A 21742-nucleotide genomic window follows, 5' to 3' on the forward strand; every position below is an offset into this window, starting at 1 on the left:
GTGGCAAGTAGAAAACAGTTTTACGCCTCTTTTTTACGAAACTGTAGCAAAGGAACTTTATATTTGATCTGTTTCCCTAGCTTCTCCCCCAAACCCTTGCTGCCATGGCGAAAGAACATCTTCACAAATTCAACATTGACATCAAGGTGACTGAGGCCGACATTGATGCGTTGGGCCACGTGAACAATGTGGTCTATGTCCGGTGGGTGCAGGAAGTGTCGGCGGCGCATTGGGCGCACGTGGCGCCTCCCCAGATGCAGGAGAAATACCAGTGGGTGGTGCGTCGGCATGAGATCGACTTCCATAAACCGGCTTTTGCGGAGGACACCATCAAAGGCTACACTTGGGTGGGCGAGCACGAGGGAGCCAAGTTTGAGCGTTTTGTGAGCTTGTACCGTGCCGAGAACGACGAACTGCTGGCCTCGGCCAAAACCACCTGGTGCCTCTTGGATGCCCTATCCATGCGCCCCAGACGCATTGAGCGGGAGATGTTGGAGCTGTTGTGAGCACATTGAACTGCATCGGCAAAAGAGTAAAGTCATCCGCTCACTAAACATCCCTGGCATGAGATTTCTGATTCCCGTTTACTTGCTGGTGTTTTTCGCCACGCCGGCTCTTGCTCAATCCAGAAAAGCTAAGCAGGTTGACACGTCCAAGCAGTTCGTGCTGGGGCTGACGGAGGAAATCAGCTCAGCGAAATTAGGCGAGAAAAGGATTCTGAACATCTATCTGCCCGAAGGCTACAACCCGAAAGACACGACCCGCTACCCGGTGGTTTACCTGCTGGACGGATCGGCGGAGGAGGACTTTATTCACGTGGTGGGCCTTTACCAATTCAACAATTTCCCCTGGATTGACCGGGTGCCTAAATCCATCATCGTGGGTATTGCCAACGTAGACCGCCGAAGGGACTTCACCTACCCCACCACGCTGGAACCGGACCAGAAGCGATACCCCACCAGCGGCCACTCAGAAAACTTTATGGCTTTTCTGGAGCAGGAGCTGCAACCGTACATCGCCCGGAAATACAAGACCAACTCTTCCCGAACCCTGATCGGGCAATCACTGGCCGGACTCTTCGCCACGGAAGTTCTGCTGAAGAAACCCACGCTTTTCAACCAGTACATCATCATCAGCCCCAGTATCTGGTGGGACAACGGCTCCATTCTGAACCAATCCTCTCCCCTGCTCAGTGAAGGCTTTTCTCAGAAAACCGACATTTACATTGGTGTCGGGAAAGAAGGACTCTCCCCCGGCGATATCCCGCACGTCATGGAAGTAGACGCCAACCTGCTGGTGGAGAAACTGAAAACCAAGAACCGGCACGTGACCGTCCATTTCGACTACTTGCCGCAGGAAGACCACGCCACCATCACCCACCAGGCCATCTTCAACGCCCTGCGGCTTCTACACCCCGATAAACGGCAAACGAAGTAGACGCCTACTAACGTGCTTTACTCTTTTTGCTGCCCGTGTTGTATTTCGCTCGCCTTTTTGGGGTTCTCACCAACAAGTCAGATCCTGTCGTCCTTCCGCTGGCTGATGAAAACACAGCAACAGCGGTACAATCCACGCTTGCTACCCTAAATAGGTTTAAGGAAGCTCTTCCATTTTCAAAAGCCGTTTTGGGGCTATTTTCCCGAAAACAGCCCCAAAACTCCAAATCCATCAGAAGCCAATGAACGCACTCCCAGAAAGGGCATGAGTAGAAACCGGAGTAAGAAATGCTAAAGAAGTGTTATGCGGCACATGGCTTATTTCGCGTACTTTGAGTTTCCACCTCAACTGTATTTATGTCGATCAAGAAAATCATACCCGCGCTTTTATTGATGGGAAGCAGCTACCTGGCCACCGGGCAGGCGGTGAAAGAACACGGGGCGCTGCACGTAAAAGGAACGCAGCTGGTAGACAAAGCGGGGCAGCCGGTCATCTTACGAGGCATGAGCTTCGGGTGGCACAACTTCTGGCCCCGGTTCTACACGCCCCAGACGGTAAGCTGGCTCAAACAAGACTGGAAGATCAACGTGATCAGGGCGGCTATGGGCATTGAACCCAAAGACGGGTACCTGCAAAAGCCCGAGTGGTCTAAGGAAAAGATCAAAGCGGTGGTAGACGGGGCCATCAAAGAGAACATTTACGTGATCATTGACTGGCACAGCCACAACATCAACCTGCCGGAGGCCAAGGCGTTTTTCACCGAAATGGCTCAGACCTATGGCAAGAACCCGCACGTGATCTACGAGATCTTCAACGAGCCCGATGAAGAATCCTGGGCTGAAGTAAAGGCCTATTCCGAGGAACTCATCAAAACCATCCGGGCCATTGACCCGGACAACCTCATTCTGGTGGGTACCCCGCACTGGGATCAGGATGTGCACCTGGCCGCCGATGATCCCATTACCGGGGCTTCCAACCTCATGTACACGCTGCATTTCTACGCCGCCACCCACAAGCAGGAACTCCGAGACCGCGGTGATTACGCCCTGAGCAAAGGCCTTCCGCTCTTTATCTCTGAATCGGCGGGCATGGAGGCCACCGGCGACGGTCCTCTGAATGAAACGGAATGGAAAAAGTGGCTTGATTGGGCCGAGCAGCGCAAGATCAGCTGGGTTACCTGGTCCGTTTCGGATAAAAACGAAACCTGTTCCGTCCTGCTCCCTTCGGCCTCGGCCACCGGCCAATGGAAAGACGCTGATCTCAAACCATCGGGTTTGAAAAGCCGCGAGCTCCTGCGGAACTACCACAACGCCCAACCGGCCAAGAAGAAAACCGCGAAGGCCAAGTAAATAATGGCTTTTGCATCGCGTGTAGCCCTCAGTTGATCTGCCATTCTACCCCTGAATCGTCCGTCGTTCTTTCTCCTCAGGAAAGCGCGGGGCGATTTAGGGGTATTTTCATGGAAACAGGCGTAAAACGAAGTCCTCCGGTTTTAGAGGCGTGGCAAGAACCGGAATTTACGTGTACCTTGCAGCCTCAAGTTTAGCTACCTACCCGCATGATCCTCACCGACCGTCAGATTCTGGAAGAGATAGAAAAAGGCACCATTCTGATAGAACCGTATGACCGCTCCTGCCTGGGCACCAACTCCTACGATGTGCATTTAGGCAAGTACCTGGCGTTCTACCAAGACGAGGTGCTGGATGCCCGTAAACACAACCAGATTGAGGTGTTTGAAATACCCGAGGAAGGCTACATTCTGGAGCCCGGCCGTTTGTATTTGGGCGTTACCGAAGAGTACACCGAGACCCATGCGCATGTTCCGTTCCTGGAAGGGAAATCCAGCGTAGGCCGTCTGGGCATTGACATCCACGCCACCGCCGGCAAAGGCGACGTGGGCTTCTGCAACCACTGGACGCTGGAGATCTCGGTGAGCCAGAAAGTACGCGTGTACCACAACATGCCCATCGGGCAGCTGATCTATTTTGTGGTGAACGGCGGCATTGAAAACTATTACAACCAGAAGAGCAACGCCAAGTACAACCAGCGGTCTGTGTACCCGGTGGAGTCCATGATGTGGAAGAACAAGTTTTAGATTTTTCCTGCTTAACCGGCAGTTTTAAGGGTATTTTGGATAAAACTCATAGAAAGCTTGTAGTACAGCAAGAACTTTATTTCCAATAAGTTATATAGGGCTCTACAGGAAACAAACTAACCTAAAGCACGTTCTTTTTTACAGGAGGCCAACTTTTTAGCCATTGGTTTTGTTCTAAAATAGATGGCACAGGAATTGTATAGGAACTCTCAAACCAGAACGACTATGAAAAGATTAGTGTATACCTTAGCCCTTGTTCTCTCTGTTTCATTCGCCTCTTTCGCGCAGAACGGAGGAACCGCAGAACAACGCGCCAAGAACCTATCCGATAAGATGATCCGGGAACTGCAGCTGAACAACTACCAGTCGCGGAAACTGAGAGAGATGAACCTGGCCAACGCCAAGAAAATGGTAGATTTTGAGGCCAAACACGCCAATAATCCGGCCGAGCTGGAAAGATGTATCAACGGAGTTTGTAAAGAGCGTGACGTTGCTCTGGAAGGGCTATTGAGCACGGCGCAGTACTCCCGCTATTACGGAGCCCGTAAATCCTTCAACAGCTATGACCGCGCCTACGCGCAGCAGTTGCTGAAAGAAAACGGCAAGGCTGCCAAGTCATTGATCGCGCAGGACAAAGAAAGCACCAAGCGTACCTTCCCGCAGCCTGAAACGGCCGTGATCAAGGAAGCTGCCCCCGGAAACTAAACATACCTTTTATACCATAAAAAAAGCCGCTCTCTCCAGCGGCTTTTTTTATGGTATTTCTTTTAGCTTACTGCGGGTTTTGGGCCGCGTTACGCTTTTGCTGCTCCTCTACGTGCTGCATCAGCTCCTGGCACAGGCTGCGCATTTTCTCGGCCATCAGCTTGTCATTGGTAGCGGTTTCAATGCTTTGCGCCATCGCCCCGATGGTGTCAATGTAGAAGTATTTCATTTCATCTACGGGCATGTCTTTGGTCCAGAGATCAATCTTCATGGTTCCGGAGTCATTGCGGTCCCAAAGCGAGATGTTGATGGCTTTGGCGAAATGGATGTCAGTACCGGCATCGGTAGCGGTCCAACTGATGGCCTCCGGGATGCGCTGATCATCTAAGGCAATGCTGAAGTGTATCTCTGATTTTTTCATTTGTTTCATGGGTTTTGCGCTTTCGCGCAGTTTTCTGAAAAACAAAGGTAAAATGTTTTTCTCAGTTCTGGGGATAGATGCAATGCCTTTTCTGAAGCGTCTCTACTTTGGACCCGATTTCAGGAAAGAACCCTCATAACAAAAAACCTTTCTCATCTGCTTAGCTTGTTCATCTTATCAACGCAGATTTATTTGTTTCTCTATGGAGCGGAAGTTACTTCCGTGACTACCTGAGTGTAATTCACGGAAGTAACTTCCGCTCCATAGAGAAACAAATTCAGGTTCTGGTAAAGAATTTCAGCCTTTTCTCCTGATGGCCTGTTTAGAGCTTGTTTTCAAGAAAATCAGCCTCAAAACAGGAATTTCATAATCGGAACTCCTTTCTGCATCAACCATTATTTAAGCACTCTACTGGGCAGGCAGCTCGTTCCCCAGCAAAGAAGAAACGGAAGAGGTAAGATCACTTAAAAGCAGTCCACTTCCCCTCCTCGCCATTTTAAGGCTGATTTCCTAAAATCAGCTTAAAACGGGAAATCCTGCCTGGGTCTTATGCCGGGCAGGATTTCTGTATTCTCTAGTTTCTGTAACGCTTACACGTAGTTGTTGAGCATTACCGGCATCACCAGCATCAGGATACTTTCTTCCTCATCATTGGTGGAAGGCATGAGCAAGCCGGCGCGGTTTGGCGTGGAAAGCTCCAGGGTGATTTCATCAGAGTCAATGTTACTCAGCATCTCGGTGAGGAACTTGGCGTTGAAACCGATTTCCATGTCCTCGCCATCGTACTGGCAGGTCAGGCGCTCATTCGCTTCGTTGGAGAAATCCAGATCCTCGGCCGAAATCTGCAGTTCGCTGCCCGTAATGCGCAGACGCACCTGGTGGGTGGTCTTGTTGGAGTAGATGGAGATACGTTTCACAGAGCTCAGGAAATCGTACCGGTCAATCACTAATTTATTGGGGTTCTGAGCCGGAATCACATTCTCGTAATCTGGGTAGCGCTCATCAATGAGGCGGCAGATCATTCTGATGTTATCAAAGCTGAAGAACGCGTTGGACGTATTGAACTCCACCCGAACCGCCGTGGCCTCATTGGGCAACGTGGACTTGAGCAGGTTGAAGGCTTTTTTAGGAATGATGATGGAAGCGGCGTTGTCGCTGCTCACATCCTGGCGGCGGTAACGCAGAAGGCGGTGTCCGTCTGTGGCCACAAACGTGATGTTCCCGCTGTTCAGCTGCACGAAGATACCCGTCATGGCCGGCCGAAGCTCATCGTTGCTTACCGCGAAGATGGTTTTGTTGATGGCCCGGCCCAATACGTTGGAAGGGATCTCAATGGCATTGCCCCCGCGCACCACCGGCACCTTAGGGAAATCAGTGGCGTTTTCACCAGACAGTTTGTAACGGCCGTTAGACGAGCTGATCTCAATGGTGTAGGTCTCCTCGTCAATGGTGAAGGTCACCGGCTGGTCCGGCAGGTTTTTCAAAGTATCAATCAGGATACGGGCCGGAGCGGCGATACGGCCATTTTCACGGGCTTCCACGTGTATCTCCGTGATCATGGAGGTTTCCAGGTCACTAGCTGTGATGGTCAGAACACCGTCGTTGATCTCAAACAAGAAGTTCTCCAAAATCGGCACCACCGGGTTGTTGGCCACTACCCCGTTGATGCTAGTAAGCTGCTTGAGCAGCGCCGTAGAAGATACAATGAATTTCATCCGATATAGTAGGTTTGGATAAGGTCGTATATCGGGCAAAGTTAACCAAAAAACGATTTTTTCCTATCTTCCAAGGGGCTTTTGTTTCTGCCCATCCGCTATTTTAAGCCTGTTTTTGAGAAAAGATCCTCAAAACGACCTTCCTATAAAAAGGCTTCGCCCACCAGCTCTGACGTTGAGCCGTCAGGGCTGGTGGGCGAAGCTTTTTTATAGGCGATTTTTATTTTTTGAAGCGTTTGAACATCCCCTTCCCTCTGGTCTTAGACGTCCCGACAGGCACCTCGCTTACCGGGGTAGTTCCATCTGGAATATGGTACACCAGGTTAGGTTCTGCCACGGTGATAAACGACTGTTGGTTGAAGATGGAACAGATTGTCAGCACATTACCGGTAGAGAATTTATCGGCGCGCAACAGGTGAATATCGTCTGAAAAGGAGAAAACCAGTTTGGTGTTGGTTCTGGCCATTAACTGCTCCAATTGCTCATAGGTCCCGTTGCCTTCAATGGAAACCATGAACTCATTGGAGGAGCCCACCCAAGCTTCTGTAGGATCTGTGGTTTGTGGTTCAAAGAAAGGATAGGCAAAGGAAACGGCGCCTTCGCGCTTCAATCGCTCCATCAGTCTTTCCACGTCTGAGCAGGTTGACCAGGGAGTTAAGTTCACCCGCGTGATCACGCCGGAATCCATAAAGATCTCTCCGTCTATGCTCTTGAACTGCGAATAACGGCTCAGGATCTGGTGACGGGCTTCCATAGAAAGACCCTCCTGGAACCCTACCAGCAGAACTCCTCCCCTGGCGCTGCCAAAACTTACCGGGCCAGATACTTTATTGAAATAAGAATACTCGTTGCAATATGTGCCTCTTGATTCAGAAACCACCTCAGCATTGATATTTGGCTCGATTTCTTCTTTTTCACAAGAAAACAGGAAGAAAGTTGCGAAGGAAAGGGAAAGTAGAGAGGAGAGCTTATTCATGGTAAAAAGATAATGTTCCAGATATTTTCTACTCCCATACGCAGCAAAATAAAAAAGGAGACGAAAATGGAATTAAATAACTACCATAACTTCTAAATTACTGAATTTCAGTTAAATAATTTTATCACTTATTATCTTATACTCATCTAGTGAACAGCCTCCCCTAGCCCTCTGATTTTAAAGCAAGGTCAGACCACTGCGGCGGTCAATTTTGCCGGTGGCGGTTTCCGGCAGTCTGGGCAAATACCCGAACTGCTTAGGGGTTTCGTACTTGCTGAGCGACTCGCTGAGCTTGCCTTTCAGATTGCTTTCCTCCACCTCCGTGAGCGGACTTCCTTCCAGTACGGCAATCAGGCGCTCGCCCAAGGTTTCATCAGGCAAGGCGGCGGCAAAATACCGGCGCGAAATTCCCATTCCGGAGAGCGCCTCCCCCAGGGCGGCCTCCACTTTCTCCAGCTGCACCTTCACGCCTCCTGAGTTAATGGTATTATCGGCGCGGCCGAGCCAGCGGAAGGAGTTGTTTTCCAGCAGCTCCACCAAGTCATTGGTTTCCAGGGTTTCCCCGCCGGTCACGTCAGCGGAGATGGTGAGGCAGCCGCGTTTATCCTGCCCCAAGGTAACTTCGGGTGGAGCGGTGTAGTAATCCGTTTTCTCTTCTCCGTTCAACCGGCGAACAGCTATGTGGGAGATAGTTTCGGTCATGCCGTAGCTTTGGTACACGGGTACCTCCAGCGCCTGCACCGCCTCTTCCAGCGACTTGCTCACCGCGGCTCCGCCCAAGAGAATCGCCTTCATGGAATTGAGCTTGGTTAGGTGTTCCGGCGTCTGCTCCAGAATGGTTTGCAGTTGCAGCGGTACCAGGGCCATAAAATCGAACTGCGGCTCAGGGCCCACGCTGGCCAACGGATTCCCGATGGGCTCGATGATGGTCATGTGCAGGTTCCCCACCAGGCCCCGCACCAGCATCATCATCCCGGCAATGTACTCGGTGTTCAGGCATACCAGCACCCTGTCCTCGGGTTGCAGACTGAAAAGCCGCAGGGTACGCCTGGCACTGGCCTCCATCCGGTCACGGGGAAGCTCCATGAACTTGGGGATGCCGGTACTACCCGAGGTCTGCACAGGAAACTCCTGCACGCCCTGCAGCCAGTTTTTGCAGAACTCCAGCGTTTTGGCCTCATACCCGTCAATGGGAATACTCTCCCGGAACGAGTAGTACTGGACTTCATCTAAAAAGAATTTCTTGCCGTTGAGGAGCAGGTGGTCGGGCATGGGTAGGCGCTAGTAGTTGGATATTAGTTGCTAGACTTTGTCTCGTAAACTTACTATCTGGGCCGAATAAAGTTTGTTTCAAGCCAATAAAAAGCCCTACCTCTTGAAAAGGTAGGGCTGAAGTCTACAATCTAATGTCTAACTGCCAGCGTCAGATCAAGGGAACTTTGGATACTTGGAGAAATCTGGTTTGCGCTTCTCCAGGAAGGCGTTCTTTCCTTCTTTGGCTTCGTCTGAGAGGTAATAGAGCAAGGTGGCGTCTCCGGCCAGCTGCTGCACCCCGGCCTGTCCGTCCAGCTCGGCGTTGAAGGAGGCTTTGAGCATGCGCAGGGCCAGCGGGCTTTTCTCCAGAATCTTTCCGCACCATTCTACGGTGGTTTCCTCCAGTTGCTCCAGCGGCACTACTTTGTTCACCAAACCCATGTCAAGCGCTTCCTGGGCATTGTACTGGTCACAGAGAAACCAGATTTCACGGGCTTTCTTCTGCCCTACCACCCTGGCCAAATAAGACGCCCCGAAGCCTCCGTCAAAGGAACCCACTTTAGGGCCAGTTTGGCCAAAACGAGCGTTTTCCGCGGCTATGGAAAGGTCACACACCACGTGCAGCACGTGGCCGCCGCCAATGGCCCAACCGGCCACCATCGCAATCACGGGCTTAGGAATTCGGCGGATTTGCATCTGCAAGTCCAGCACATTCAAACGGGGCACGGTGTCTTCACCGATGTAGCCGCCGTGGCCGCGCACGCTCTGATCACCGCCGGAGCAGAACGCCTTTCCCCCTTCGCCGGTTAAGATAATCACCCCGATGTCAGAGTTGTCGCGGCAGATGTCCATGGCATCAATCATCTCAGCCACAGTGCGCGGCGTGAACGCATTGTGCACGTGCGGCCGGTTAATGCTGATTTTGGCGATGCCGTTATAGAATTGGAAAAGTATCTCTTGGTATTCTTTGATGGTTGTCCAGTTGAATTTGCTTTGCATGAACCTTGTGTTTAGGTAGAACATTACGGCGTAAAGGTACTGTGCCTTTGCAGGAATATGCAAAGGTATACGCAGATTTGGGTTCTACCCTAGCAACAGAAGCTCCAATTAGTGGTTATTCTGGTACCGCTGCTTTTTCTCCAGCAAGCGTTTCTCGTTCATCTCAAACTTATGATCCACTGAATAATACCCGGAGCCGCCCACAAAATAGAAGATCAGCGCGATGAGCGTCACCAGCGAGAGACCAAACTGGGGATACACGGAGAAAAAGCCCTGCCCGGGATTAAAGAAAAACACGGCTCCTATCAGAATAGGAAGTTGGAAGCCGATGGCTACCCGCGTGATCAGCCCGATGGCAATCAGGAGCCCGCCCACTAGGTGCGCAAAAGCTACATAGTGCGCTAAGCCCAGGGAGATCCATTGAAACTGGCTGTTTTGGATGATCTGCGCCAGCCCGGCGGTGTCAGCGATAAAGGTCAGGCCTTTGTAGAAGATAAACAGGCCTAAAAGAATTCTTCCGTAGTCATAGGCTACGGGCCGGTGTTCATGTTGCCACCGGTCTACTTGTTGTACCCAATTCATTTGCGTTACGCCATTAAAAGACAGCGCCTCCCATAAATTTTAGGTTGACTACCAATCGCTTAAAAACAACTACCTAAACTTTTTCTTTCCTGAGAAACCGGCATTTTTCAACAACTGCCGGACAGGCCCCAGGGAGAAAAGACGACGAGCTCCTGCCACTTTTATGGAAATCTTTGGGTTAAGTATGGCAGAGAACTACAGGGACAACTCCCCAATTTCCCCGCCTTGCCCCAGAGCATTACTCCGAGGATTTGCGGAACCGATAGGCGCGGTTATGATCAAAGGAATAATATCCCGCCCCGCCAATGAAGTAGAAAATGAGGAACAGCAGGGTGTAAATGGCTACCGCAAAGGGAGAGTACAGCGAGAAAAGGTCATGCGTAGGAGTGAAAAACAAGACGGCAGATAACAGAATAGGAATCTGCACCAGAATGGCGGACCGGGTATGCCACCCCACGGTGATCATGGCGCCTCCCACCATATGCAGCACCACTACAGCATAGGCCATGAACGTGGCCATGGAGTAGAGCTTACTGTCCAGCAGAATCTGTTCCAGCGCCGAAATATTAAACAGAAAGGAGATGCCCTTGAATACGAGAAAACAGCCTAGCGCTATTCTTCCGTAATCATACAGGACCACGTGGTGCTTGTGGTGCCATTCTTCTACGTTCTTTGTAAACTCCATAATTATACCGCTTTATTACAGCGTCTCCTATGGTGATTTACGACTTATTTTTCGCTAAGTCAACAAAGAACGTGTTAAATTTAACCTTTTGACCTTTAAATATTTAGCTTGGACGCCACCTGTTTCCGGTACGCTTCAAAAATGGCGAAATTCTCGGGGCTGCTGGTCTCAATCTCGAGCAACTGCGGCCCCGCCGATGGGTTGAAAAAGGAAGGTAACAAAGCGGCCAGGGAAGCGGCATCAGAAGCCTGCAGATACTGGAACCCCATGTCTTCTGCGGTTTTCTGGGCGGTCAGGCGCTGCTCGGTTTCAAAGAAAGGGCGCAGTTCGGGTTGGCTGCGCGGGCCTTCAATCATCCTGAAAATGCCGCCGCCGTGGTTATTTAGCACCACCACGCGCAGGTTATGCGGCAGGTAATTGTGCCAGAGCGCGTTGCGATCATACAGGAACGCCATGTCGCCGGTGAGCAGCGTCACCAGTTTTTCGGTGCTCAGAGCCGAGCCCACGGCGGTGCTGGTGCTTCCGTCAATGCCGCTGGTGCCGCGGTTGGCGCATACTTCCACCCCCTCAAGATCGGCTACGCCGATGAGGTTGGCGTAGCGTACGCTCATGCTGTTGGCCAGGTGCAGAATACTGTGGGCCGGCAAATTCCGGAGTACCTGGTGACAGGCCTTGAATTCTGAAAAAGGGCTGTTTTCCTGAAAACCCTCCAAAAACGCTTTCGCCCGCTGATCCAACTCTGTCCAGGTCTGGGCAAAGTCTGACGGATGGGACAGATTCTCCTCCCCTTCGGCTACTTGCCGGAAGAAATCCTGCGGAGTGGTTCTGATGATTCTGGTGAGGGACTGGAACGTATCAGCCACCATTCCGGCCGGTTGCACGTGCCAGTGCTGGAGGTTCGTCTGTTTCCTGAGAAACAGTTTCAGATTTTTAGAAATCAGCGACTTGTGAAAGGTAATCAACAAATCCGCTTGAAGTGCGTCTGCCGAGTGGAGATGCTTGGCGCCCAGGAACACATCATGGAAATTGATGGTCTCACCGGCTACCTGTTGGTTGCTGATGGTGTCGGTCACGAAGACGGCCCCGTTGGCTTGGCAGAACCGAAGTACCTCCTGGTGCAAGGCCTCGTCCCGCTTGCCCTGACCCGCCACTACCAGCACACGTTTGTACTGTTTCAGCTCCTGATTCAGGGTTTCCCAACTCTGGGCAGGCAAGCCAAACCCCGATGGCAACTCTTCTATGATCTTAACGTTTGAAGAATACGCAAACTCCTCACCCGGCTCCGGGTAAAACGGCTCCCGCAAGGGGATATTCACCTGCACCGGCCCCTCCGGAAACGCCATCGCTTCATTCAAGGCTTCATTTAACAGACGAGCAGCATACCACTGGGCATCAACGTGCTTTGTATCCACCGGAAAGTCAAAGCTCCGCTTCACGTGACCGCCGTAAATATGCGACTGCCGGATGGTTTGTCCGTCCAGCTGATCAATCCACTCGGGAGGTCTGTCGGCGGTGAGCACCAGCAGCGGGATGTTCTGGTAGAAGGCCTCGGCCACCGCCGGGGCGTAGTTGTAGGCAGCCGTCCCGGAGGTACACACCAGCACCACCGGCTTGCCCGTCTGCTGCGCAATCCCCAACCCAATGAAGGCGGCACTCCGCTCATCGGGTACGGTGCGCACGCGCAGTTTAGGGTGCCGGGCGAAGGCCAGCGTCAACGGTGCGCAGCGGGACCCCGGTGACAAGACAATATCCTCTACCCCCTTGCGGACGCAGATCTCGGCAATATCAATGACGGCTTGTAAAATCATGATTCAGACGCTTGAAAAAGACGGAGCACGGTTTGCATTTTGAGCTCGGTTTCCACCCACTCCTTCGCGGGCACAGAATCGGCGGTCATGCCGGCGCCGGCGTAGGCGGTTACCGTATCCTGCCCCAACTCCACGCACCGCAGGTTCACGAACAGATGCGTTTCCTGCCCCAGTTGCACCGGCCCCAGATACCCGCTGTAGTAACGGCGCTCATGGAGTTCCAGTTGGCCTATCATCTGCAGGGCCGCGGCTTTGGGCATGCCCCCCACCGCCGAGGTGGGGTGCAGCAGTTCCAGCATCTGGGTACCTAACTTGAGGAAGCCCACTTCGTCCATGGCGGCGCTGAAATCGGTGCGGAGGTGCAGCAGGTTACCGGCCCGCACGGTGCGGGGTCCCATCTCCACGTACTCCCGCAGGCGCAGGTGCCGGAAGCAACTCACAATGTAACGCTGCACCAGGGCCTGCTCCTCAATTTCCTTTTGCCGCCAGATGGCATCGGCGGGCGTAAGCCCATCGGTGAGCGGTTGGGTGCCCGCCAAGGCCACAGTCCGGAATACCCGGTGCCGGTCTACCTGCACCAGCAACTCGGGCGTAGCCCCTAACCAGGTGCCTATCCCCGGGATTGCGACGAGCGAGACAAAGGCGGTGGCATACAGTTGGGTCAGCTGGGTAAAGGCGTGCAGCAGGTCAAATCCCTCAAACAGCGGCAAGGTCTTCGTGCGCGACAAAACCACTTTCTCCAGACAACCGGCCTGCATAGACTTGATGCTGGTGGAGACGGTCTTCTCAAAGGCATCGCGGGCGATGGAGGGAACCGTTCCGGCGGGGTGGCTCGGCCACTTCCCGGCCAGGTCTGTTTTTAAGCCACTTTTCTGAAAATCGGCCCAAAACGCGGTGGGCAGCACGGTATCGCCCAGTTCGGGTGCTGTCCCTGCTTTGCCGGAGAAATACAAATCAGCGGGTAAAAACGTGACCGGCGCTGAGGCAGATACCTGGAACGGGCAGAACGCAAAGCCTTTCTGCGGACCTTCCATGGGCGGCAGGGCGTGCTGAACTCCGGAGGCCACTACCACCTGGACTTCCTGGGTATTGGGTAATCGCCAGAGAGCAACCGGCAGTTGGGCGCGAAGGGCGGCCTGAAATAAGCGATGGGCTGTCTCCCCGGGGGAAGTGTCAGCGGAAAGCGGGGGTATGGAAGGGTTCTCTTGGGACATGTACTTCTATCTATCCAGAACGGCCATGGTGATGCGGCTGATGCAAACCAGGTCACCGGCTTCGGAGGTAATACGGATTTCCCAAACTTGGGTCTTGCGCCCTACGTGAAGGGCCGTGGCCTTACCGTAGACATAACCGCTGCGCACGCTCTTGATGTGGTTGGCGTTGATCTCCAGCCCCACGCAGTACTGCTTCTCCAGGTCCAGGAACATGGTGGCGCCCACGCTGCCCAGGGTCTCGGCCAGGGCCACAGACGCGCCGCCGTGCAGCAAACCCAGCGGCTGGTGGGTGCGGTGGTCCACCGGCATCCGCCCGATGAGGAAATCCTCGCCAATCTGGGTGTACTCCATGCCCAGGTGCTCGCCCAAGGTGTTTTTATTCCAGGCATTTAGCTGATCCAGGGTCACATCGGGGCGTCTTTTCATGGGTAGTTCTCGTATTTAAGGCCTATCTTAGGGCCTGCAAATTAGCGTAAAATTGAGCCTCAAAAAAATCTACCTCGTTCGTCACGGTCAAACGGATCTTAACCTGCAGGGAATTGTGCAGGGAAGCGGCGTTGACAGTTCCCTCAATGATACCGGCCGCTGGCAAGCCCAGAAATTCTTCCAGGCCTACCAGGGCATCGCCTTTGACAAAGTGTACACCTCGGTGCTGCAGCGCAGCGTGCAATCAGTGCAGGGTTTCCTGGATCTGGGCATCCCGCATGAGCGGCACGCCGGCCTGAACGAGATCAGCTGGGGCAACCGCGAGGGCACCCGCATCACCCCCGAAGAGGACGTCTATTACTTTGACATGCTCCGGCGCTGGCAGGAAGGCGAGACCGATGTGCCCATTGAAGGCGGCGAGAGCCCCCAGATGGTAGCCGACCGCCAGAAACCCGTCATCGACCTGATTCTCTCCCGCCCTGAGGAGAAGACCATCCTCATCTGCATGCACGGGCGGGCCATGCGGGTGCTGCTGGCCCAGCTGCTGCGCTACCCGCTGCACCAGATGGACCGCTTTGTGCACCAGAACCTTTGCCTCTACGAACTCAATTTCACCGGCTCCATGTTTTGGGTGGAGCGTTTTGCCGATGTGTCACATTTGACCTAGAAAAAAGAACAACCTTGCTGTTTTTGGCCTCTTTTTTTGAAAACAAGCCAAAAACCCCCTCACATTCTCTTAAACGCATATTTGTATTACAGCATTTTTGCCTCTATTTTTGAGGCCTTAAAACCGAGCAAAAAACTATGGCCGAAATCATCCGAATGCCCAAGATGAGTGACACTATGACCGATGGGGTCATTGCCTCATGGTTAAAGAAAGTTGGTGACTCTGTGAAATCTGGGGACGTTCTTGCCGAAGTGGAAACCGATAAGGCAACCATGGAATTGGAGTCTTATGAAGATGGGACGTTACTGTACATCGGCCCTAAAAATGGTGAATCAGTACCGGTAGACGGCGTGTTGGCCATCATCGGGAAAGAAGGTGAAGATATCGCTGGCCTGATGGCTGAAGTGAACGGCGGCGCTCCTGCCCCTCAACAAGAAGAAGCCCCTAAAGCCGAGGCCCCGAAGGCAGAGCCGGCTCCGGCCGCTGCTCCGGCCGCTGCTCCCGCTCCTGCTGCCCAACCGGCGGCCGCCGCCAACGTGAACGCCGAGGTGGTGCGCATGCCTAAGATGAGCGACACCATGCAGGAAGGCACCATTGTGGCATGGCACAAGAAAGTGGGCGACAAAGTGAAATCCGGCGACCTGCTGGCCGAGGTGGAAACCGACAAAGCCACCATGGAACTGGAGTCCTATGAAGACGGTACGCTGCTTTACATTGGCGTGGAAGCCGGTGCCTCCGTGGAAGTTGACGGCGTTCTGGCTATCATTGGAGAAGCCGGTGCCGATTACCAGGCCCTGCTGAACGGCGGCGGAAACAAATCTGGTGGAAACGCCAACCCCGCAAAAGGCGCGAACAACGAAGAAGCCACTCGCCGCGAAGAACATAAAACCGAAGAGCAGTCTCAGTCTGGTGACGGCGTAAACGAAACCGTTGGTGCTCCGGTACCAGGTCCGGGAACTGATGCCCAACCTGCTTCTGGTTCTGCTACGCAAGGCCGCGTGCTGGCGTCACCGCTGGCCAAGAAAGTTGCCCAGGAAAAAGGCATCAACCTCTCCCAGGTAAAAGGCTCCGGCGAGAACGGTCGCATTGTGCTACGCGACGTGGAGAACTTCACTCCAAGCGCCGCCCCTGCCGCCCAACCAAAAGCCACTCCGGCCACAACTTCTGCTCCTCAGGTTGCTGCTCCGGTGCAATCCGGCGAAGCCTTCACCGAGGTTCCGGTATCACAGATGCGCAAGGTGATCGCCCGCCGCCTGTCTGAGAGCTTGTTCACCGCGCCGCACTTCTACCTGACCATGGAGATTGACATGGACAAAGCCATGGAAGCCCGTACCAGCATGAACGAGGTGGCCCCGGTAAAAGTCTCCTTCAACGACATGGTGATCAAAGCCGCTGCTGCTGCCCTGCGCAAGCACCCGGCCGTGAACTCGTCCTGGTTAGGCGACAAGATCCGCTACAACAACGTCATCAACATTGGCGTGGCCGTAGCCGTGGAAGAAGGTCTGTTGGTACCGGTGGTGCGCAACGCTGATCAGAAATCCCTGTCCACCATCTCTGCCGAAGTGAAAGATCTGGGCGGAAAAGCCAAATCCAAGAAACTGCAACCGTCTGACTGGGAAGGCAGCACCTTCACCATCTCTAACCTGGGCATGTTTGGCATTGAGGAATTCACCGCCATCATCAACCCGCCAGATGCGTGTATCCTGGCCGTAGGCGGCATCAAGCAAACCCCAGTCGTGAAAAACGGACAGATTCAGATTGGCAACGTGATGAAAGTAACCCTTTCCTGCGACCACCGCGTGGTAGACGGCGCCGTTGGTTCCGCCTTCCTCCAGACCCTGAAAGGCTTCCTGGAAGATCCGGTGAGAATGCTGGTGTGATTTTAGTCTTTAGTAATTAGTTGTTCGTTCTTAGTAGACGAACTTCCTATAAGAAAGAGCCGACGGAGAAATCCATCGGCTCTTTCGTTTTAAGGGTCTTTATCAGAAAACGGCCCTAAATCACAATAGTCCCAAGTAGCCAATTTTGCAGGGGCAATCCCTTGTGGTTGCCCTTTCTGCTGCAAACGTAAAATGCAACCACAAGGGATTGCCCCTACAGTTTAAATTCCGTTTATCGGCTGTTTTTAGAAAACAGCCGATAAACGGAATTCTCCTTTCCAGACACAAAAAAGCCGCCTCAGAATTTCTGAAGCGGATTTAGAAAAGTACTTACTGGGGTGCTTAATAATGGAACCGTACGAAGGCCTCCATGGCCTCGTAGTCAGCCAGGCCGAGGTGGTCATAGCGGCGGGCGGTCTCGCGGTTGCGCTCCTGGGCGCGTACCCAGAACTCGCGCTCGTCGTCGCCGGGGAACACCGGGCGGTCTTTCTGGCTCTGGTGCTTGAAGATGGCGATGCGCTTGCGCTCCACCTCCTGCGGAGACAGCGGCACGGCCATCTCGATCTCGTGGGTCTCGAACTCGTGCCAGGCGCCGCGGTACATCCACAGCCAGCAGTCCTCCACCCAGGTCTCCCCGGCGGCCCGGAGCCTCCTCAGCGCCTCGGTGATGATGTTGAAGCACACGATGTGCGTGCCGTGCGGGTCCTCGAAATCGCCGGCGGCGAACACCTGGTGGGGTTTCACCTTCTGCAGCAGCTCCATGGTCAGCTCGATGTCGCGGTCGGTCACGGGGTTCTTCTTGGTCTTGCCGCTCTCGTAGAAAGGCAGGGCCTGGAAGTGGATGTGATCGTCTGAAAGACCTGCGTAGCGCGCCCCGGCGATGGCCTCGCTCTTCCGGATGAAGGCCTTCACGTCCTGGATCTCCCGCGTGTCCACCTGGTTCGGCTGCTTCCGGGCGATGAAGGCGCGCATCTGCTCGTACACCGAGGAGAGCGTCTCGCCGTCCTGCCCGATGCTGCGGCTGAAGTCGATCGCGAACTCCATGTAGCGCAGCACGTCATCGTCCCACACGGCGGTGTTGCCCGAGGTTTGGTAGGCCACGTGTACGTCATGTCCCTGGTCTACCAACCGGATGAACGTACCGCCCATCGAGATCACGTCGTCATCGGGGTGCGGGGAGAAAATCAGCACGCGTTTCTGGGCCGGGTTCGCCCGCTCCGGACGGCCCGAGTCGTCGGAGTTGGGTTTACCGCCGGGCCAGCCGGTGATGGTATGCTGCAGCTGGTTGAAAACGTCAATGTTGATGTTGTACACCGGTCCCCGGTTCACGCCCAGTTGGGCCATGCCGTGGGCGTTATAGTCTTCCTCGGTCAGTTTCAGGATAGGCTTCTTCACGGTGTTGGAGAGCCAGATCACGGCTTTGCGGGTGAGCTGGGCATCCCAGACGCAGTCCTTCACCAACCACGGCGTCCCGAAGCGGGTCAGCTCAGCGGCGGCATCCTGGTCCAGCACGAACTCCACGTTGTCAGAGAGTTGCAGGTAGGTGGCGGGCACCTCGCCGGAGATCTCCCCTTCCACGGCTTTTCTCACTATGGAGGCCTTTTTCCCGTTCCAGGCCATAAGCACGATCTCGCGGGCCTTGAAGATGGTGCCAATGCCCATGGTGATGGCCTTTGTGGGCACATTCTCTTTCCCTCCGAAATCACGGGAGGCATCGCGGCGGGTAAGGTCATCCAGGGTCACCAGCCGGGTACCCGAGTTGGGCGCGGAGCCCGGCTCGTTGAACCCGATGTGGCCCGTCCGCCCGATGCCCAATACCTGCAGGTCCAGCCCGCCCAGCTTCTCTATCTTGCGCTCGTACTCCAGGCAGAAAGCCGGGATCTCCTCAAGCGGCAGGGTGCCGTCCGGGATGTGCACGTTGGCTTTTTCGATGTCAATGTGGTTGAACAGGTTCTCGTCCATGAACCGCACGTAGCTCTGCGGCGCGGTGGGCTGCATGGGGTAGTACTCGTCCAGGTTGAAGGTGACCACGTCCCGGAAGCTCAGGCCCTCCTCGCGGTGGAGCCGGGCCAGTTCATTGTACACGCCCACGGGAGTAGCACCGGTGGCCAAACCCAGCACCGTCTTCTCTCCTATCGCCTGCTTGCGTCTGATCAATTCGGCAATGCGGTGGGCTACGGCTTTGGAAGCCTCCTGCTGATCTTTGTATACCGTGACGGGTACCTTCTCGTACCGGGTCTCCTCCAATAAGTTGAGCCTACTCATAGTTTTCTGTGGTTTGTGGTGATAGGTGAAGCAAAGGTAGAAATGTCAATTAATTGACAAAATTTACAAACGTTAATTTAATAGTAAATTTTTTAAAAAAGTTATTTCGTTAAATATCGTCTAAAAAAACACCTAAATCTAAGAAAACGGTCACATTCTAAAACCCTCCCCTGAAACCTGCCAATGCATCGGCTACAACTGGGTTCCATAAGCGGGGTCGCCGCCCCAAGATAGGGCACGTTCGGGTATTCGGAAAGTTTGTTGTACTTTCGCGCCCGTAGACTTAAGGCAAAGTCTTCTCATTAAGAAAGGTACATCATGACGAAAATACGTTCTACCACCGTACTGGGAGTTTACCACAACGGGGAAGTGGCTTTGGGTGCCGATGGCCAGGCCACCATGGATAAATACATCGCGAAAAGCAATGTGAAGAAGATTCGCAAGTTGCAGGACGGGAAGATTGTGACGGGTTTTGCCGGTTCCACCGCCGATGCCTTCACCCTGCTGGAGCGTTTCGAGGAGAAACTCAACGCGTACGGCAACAACATGAAGCGCGCCGCCATTGAGTTGGCCAAAGACTGGCGTAAAGACCAGTACCTGCGCAAGCTGGAGGCCATGATGGTAGTAGCCAACAAGGAAGAGCTGTTGATCATCTCGGGTACCGGCGACGTGCTGGAACCAGATCACCAGATTGCCGCCATCGGCTCGGGCAGCACGTACGCTCAGTCCGCGGCGTTGGCCCTGAAAAAGCACGCGCCGCACCTGACCGCCGAGGAAATGGTTCGGGAATCATTGAACATCGCGGCCGATATCTGTATTTACACGAATCACAACCTGATCATCGAAAAACCGAACTAACCAGTTCCATTTCCTGTTTGCTCCATGGTTTCTTCCTTGTTTGGGAAAAACGGTGCAGAAACACTTAAACTAGTACGTAAAAACAATCAACTAATTGAACAGCATGAAGGTAACGCAGTTCCTGAAAGATCATTACAAGCATTTCAACGCAGCCGCTCTCATTGATGCCGCTGAAGGTTATAAAACCCATTTGAACGAAGGTGGTAAGATGATGATCACCCTGGCCGGTGCCATGAGTACCGCCGAACTGGGAATTATTCTGGCTGAGATGATCCGGCAGGACAAAGTGCAGGCCATTACCTGTACCGGCGCCAACCTGGAAGAAGACATCTTCAACCTGGTGGCTCATGATTTCTATGAGCGCATTCCCAACTACCGTGACCTGACTCCGCAGGACGAGCAAGACCTGCTGGACCGTCACCTGAACCGCGTGACCGACACCTGTATTCCTGAGGAGGAAGCCATGCGCCGTCTGGAGCATACGGTTCTGAAATACTGGCAAAAAGCGGATCAGGCCGGCGAGGCGTACTTCCCGCACGAGTTCTTCTACCAGATTCTGAACTCCGGCGATTTGGAGCAGTATTACCAAATTGACCCTAAAAACAGCTGGATGCTGGAAGCGGCCAAGAAGAACCTGCCCATCTTTGTACCGGGTTGGGAAGATTCTACCCTGGGCAACATCTACACCGGCCACGTGATCACCGGCGACATCAAAAATGTGCATACCATGCGTACCGGTATCCAGTACATGATGGAACTGGCCGAGTGGTACACCAACACCGCCAAAGAAGAGTCTACTATTGGCTTCTTCCAAATTGGCGGCGGTATTGCCGGTGACTTCCCAATCTGCGTGGTGCCTATGCTGCACCAGGACTTACAGCGCACCGGGGTTCCGTTGTGGGGGTATTTCGCGCAGATCTCTGATTCTACCACCAGCTACGGTTCTTATTCCGGCGCGGTGCCAAACGAGAAAATCACCTGGGGCAAATTGGGCATCAACACGCCTAAGTTCGTGATTGAGTCTGATGCCACCATTGTGGCTCCTCTGGTGTTCGCCATCGTGTTGGACATGTAATCAGATCAAAATAGCTTATCCAGGAAAGGCGGGAGATTCTCCCGCCTTTTTTTATGCCCTACCTGTATTACTATTCCAATAAAATTGATAACTTGTATCTAAAGCCGCTTTTCTCCAGCTGAATCAAACTAATTGGTACTCATGCTGATACATCGCCTCACCCTTTCTGATGAAAATCTGCCCAACCAGCGGCTTTTTTATACCCTTGCTACGGGTTTTTCCCCACCAATCTGCTCAGACAACGCTTTTACTGCCAACACCAGCACCGCCGGTCTAACTTTAAACCAGCATGAAGCAGGTGAAAACCCGGCTTATCATTTTGCCTATACGGCTCCGGAGAAACAGCTATCCGGGGCAGAGACTTGGTCCACGAATGCGGCTGATCTACAAGTTAAAAATCGGGGATATCATCCCATTATAGAGAACAGGCAGATGGCGGGAACAGGTGTTAAAGGCTTGGAACCGGAAAACGGCTCTCAACCTAGCGTACAGGTAGCTTCAGTTCAGGTTCCAAACCAGTGGCCTGCTTCCCTTTCCCGCTCCTCCATCGCACCTAAAATTAGCCTGCTGCGGTTGGAGATTGGTACTTACCGCTGCATCGGGTTAATTCAGGAAAATGTAGAAATACGGCAATAAACAGGGCTTCAACTATTTTTTCCTTTTCTGATAAAATTTTAAAA

General features: G+C 53.4%; 20 protein-coding genes and 1 pseudogene. 10 read left to right on the top strand and 11 right to left on the bottom strand.

Translation table 11 applies throughout. The annotated features are described in order from the left end of the window. Positions 1-104: 104 nt before the first annotated feature. From H7U12_RS00605 to H7U12_RS00625, 5 genes are all read left to right on the top strand, one after another. The gene (locus tag H7U12_RS00605) at positions 105-506 is read left to right on the top strand and encodes an acyl-CoA thioesterase (RefSeq protein ID WP_186631262.1); all 402 of its coding nucleotides are present in this window, start codon (positions 105-107) and stop codon (positions 504-506) included. Between the two features lie 58 nt (positions 507-564). Then, positions 565-1437, top strand: a complete 873-nt coding sequence (locus H7U12_RS00610) for an alpha/beta hydrolase (protein WP_186631265.1) — start codon at positions 565-567, stop codon at positions 1435-1437. Between the two features lie 356 nt (positions 1438-1793). Further along, entirely contained in the window at positions 1794-2786 is a 993-nt protein-coding gene (locus H7U12_RS00615) for a glycoside hydrolase family 5 protein (protein ID WP_186631267.1), read from the top strand. Positions 2787-2995: 209 nt separating this feature from the next. Further along, a complete protein-coding gene (gene dcd / locus H7U12_RS00620; RefSeq protein WP_186631270.1) occupies positions 2996-3532 on the top strand; it encodes a dCTP deaminase in 537 nt (178 codons plus the stop codon). Between the two features lie 225 nt (positions 3533-3757). Beyond that, on the top strand, positions 3758-4237 hold the full coding sequence (locus H7U12_RS00625) for a hypothetical protein (protein WP_186631273.1): 480 nt from the start codon (positions 3758-3760) through the stop codon (positions 4235-4237). Between the two features lie 67 nt (positions 4238-4304). Here H7U12_RS00625 and gldC read toward each other — a convergent pair whose 3' ends face one another. The 10 genes from gldC to H7U12_RS00675 all read right to left on the bottom strand — a co-directional run bounded on the left by gldC (position 4305) and on the right by H7U12_RS00675 (position 14317). Next, positions 4305-4667: a gliding motility protein GldC gene (gene gldC / locus H7U12_RS00630; RefSeq protein ID WP_377163097.1), complete on the bottom strand. Its 363-nt coding sequence runs from the start codon at positions 4665-4667 to the stop codon at positions 4305-4307. Positions 4668-5248: 581 nt separating this feature from the next. Continuing rightward, the gene (gene dnaN / locus H7U12_RS00635; protein ID WP_186631276.1) at positions 5249-6373 is read right to left on the bottom strand and encodes a DNA polymerase III subunit beta; all 1125 of its coding nucleotides are present in this window, start codon (positions 6371-6373) and stop codon (positions 5249-5251) included. Positions 6374-6593: 220 nt separating this feature from the next. Beyond that, the gene (locus H7U12_RS00640) at positions 6594-7349 is read right to left on the bottom strand and encodes a hypothetical protein (RefSeq protein WP_186631278.1); all 756 of its coding nucleotides are present in this window, start codon (positions 7347-7349) and stop codon (positions 6594-6596) included. 177 nt (positions 7350-7526) lie between these two features. Then, positions 7527-8621, bottom strand: coding sequence for an AMP-binding protein (locus tag H7U12_RS00645; protein WP_186631281.1), 1095 nt, complete (start codon positions 8619-8621; stop codon positions 7527-7529). 156 nt (positions 8622-8777) lie between these two features. Continuing rightward, positions 8778-9602 (bottom strand): 1,4-dihydroxy-2-naphthoyl-CoA synthase, encoded by an 825-nt coding sequence (gene menB, locus H7U12_RS00650; RefSeq protein WP_186631285.1) that lies wholly within the window; start codon positions 9600-9602, stop codon positions 8778-8780. Between the two features lie 108 nt (positions 9603-9710). Further along, positions 9711-10184, bottom strand: coding sequence for a DoxX family protein (locus H7U12_RS00655; protein WP_186631288.1), 474 nt, complete (start codon positions 10182-10184; stop codon positions 9711-9713). Between the two features lie 238 nt (positions 10185-10422). Next, complete coding sequence (locus H7U12_RS00660) at positions 10423-10869, bottom strand: DoxX family protein (RefSeq protein WP_186631291.1); 447 nt, start codon at positions 10867-10869, stop codon at positions 10423-10425. A gap of 95 nt (positions 10870-10964) precedes the next feature. Next, complete coding sequence (menD, locus tag H7U12_RS00665) at positions 10965-12677, bottom strand: 2-succinyl-5-enolpyruvyl-6-hydroxy-3-cyclohexene-1-carboxylic-acid synthase (RefSeq protein ID WP_186631294.1); 1713 nt, start codon at positions 12675-12677, stop codon at positions 10965-10967. After that, positions 12674-13891 (bottom strand): chorismate-binding protein, encoded by a 1218-nt coding sequence (locus H7U12_RS00670; RefSeq protein ID WP_186631297.1) that lies wholly within the window; start codon positions 13889-13891, stop codon positions 12674-12676. The genes menD and H7U12_RS00670 overlap by 4 nt, the downstream gene beginning before the upstream one ends. Before the next feature lie 6 nt (positions 13892-13897). After that, a complete protein-coding gene (locus H7U12_RS00675; RefSeq protein ID WP_186631300.1) occupies positions 13898-14317 on the bottom strand; it encodes a hotdog fold thioesterase in 420 nt (139 codons plus the stop codon). A gap of 52 nt (positions 14318-14369) precedes the next feature. Between H7U12_RS00675 and H7U12_RS00680 the strand changes: the two genes are divergently transcribed. Beyond that, positions 14370-14984 (top strand): histidine phosphatase family protein, encoded by a 615-nt coding sequence (locus H7U12_RS00680; protein ID WP_186631303.1) that lies wholly within the window; start codon positions 14370-14372, stop codon positions 14982-14984. A 137-nt stretch (positions 14985-15121) separates the two neighbouring features. Next, a complete protein-coding gene (locus H7U12_RS00685) occupies positions 15122-16864 on the top strand; it encodes a pyruvate dehydrogenase complex dihydrolipoamide acetyltransferase (RefSeq protein ID WP_186631306.1) in 1743 nt (580 codons plus the stop codon). Positions 16865-17206: 342 nt separating this feature from the next. Here the strand turns inward: H7U12_RS00685 and nagB are convergent. Continuing rightward, a pseudogene (gene nagB, locus H7U12_RS00690) lies at positions 17207-19135 on the bottom strand (glucosamine-6-phosphate deaminase); the annotation flags it as partial. 312 nt (positions 19136-19447) lie between these two features. Here nagB and hslV point away from each other — a divergent pair. The 3 genes from hslV to H7U12_RS00705 all read left to right on the top strand — a co-directional run bounded on the left by hslV (position 19448) and on the right by H7U12_RS00705 (position 21698). After that, positions 19448-19987 carry an ATP-dependent protease subunit HslV gene (gene hslV, locus H7U12_RS00695; RefSeq protein WP_186631312.1) on the top strand — a complete coding sequence of 180 codons (540 nt, stop codon included), beginning with the start codon at positions 19448-19450 and terminating at the stop codon, positions 19985-19987. Positions 19988-20090: 103 nt separating this feature from the next. Continuing rightward, positions 20091-21062, top strand: coding sequence for a deoxyhypusine synthase family protein (locus H7U12_RS00700; protein ID WP_186631315.1), 972 nt, complete (start codon positions 20091-20093; stop codon positions 21060-21062). Between the two features lie 141 nt (positions 21063-21203). Continuing rightward, positions 21204-21698 (top strand): hypothetical protein, encoded by a 495-nt coding sequence (locus H7U12_RS00705; RefSeq protein WP_186631318.1) that lies wholly within the window; start codon positions 21204-21206, stop codon positions 21696-21698. Positions 21699-21742: the final 44 nt, after the last annotated feature.

It is taken from the genome of Rufibacter sediminis, from assembly GCF_014269285.1.
Lineage (GTDB): Bacteria > Bacteroidota > Bacteroidia > Cytophagales > Hymenobacteraceae > Nibribacter > Nibribacter sediminis.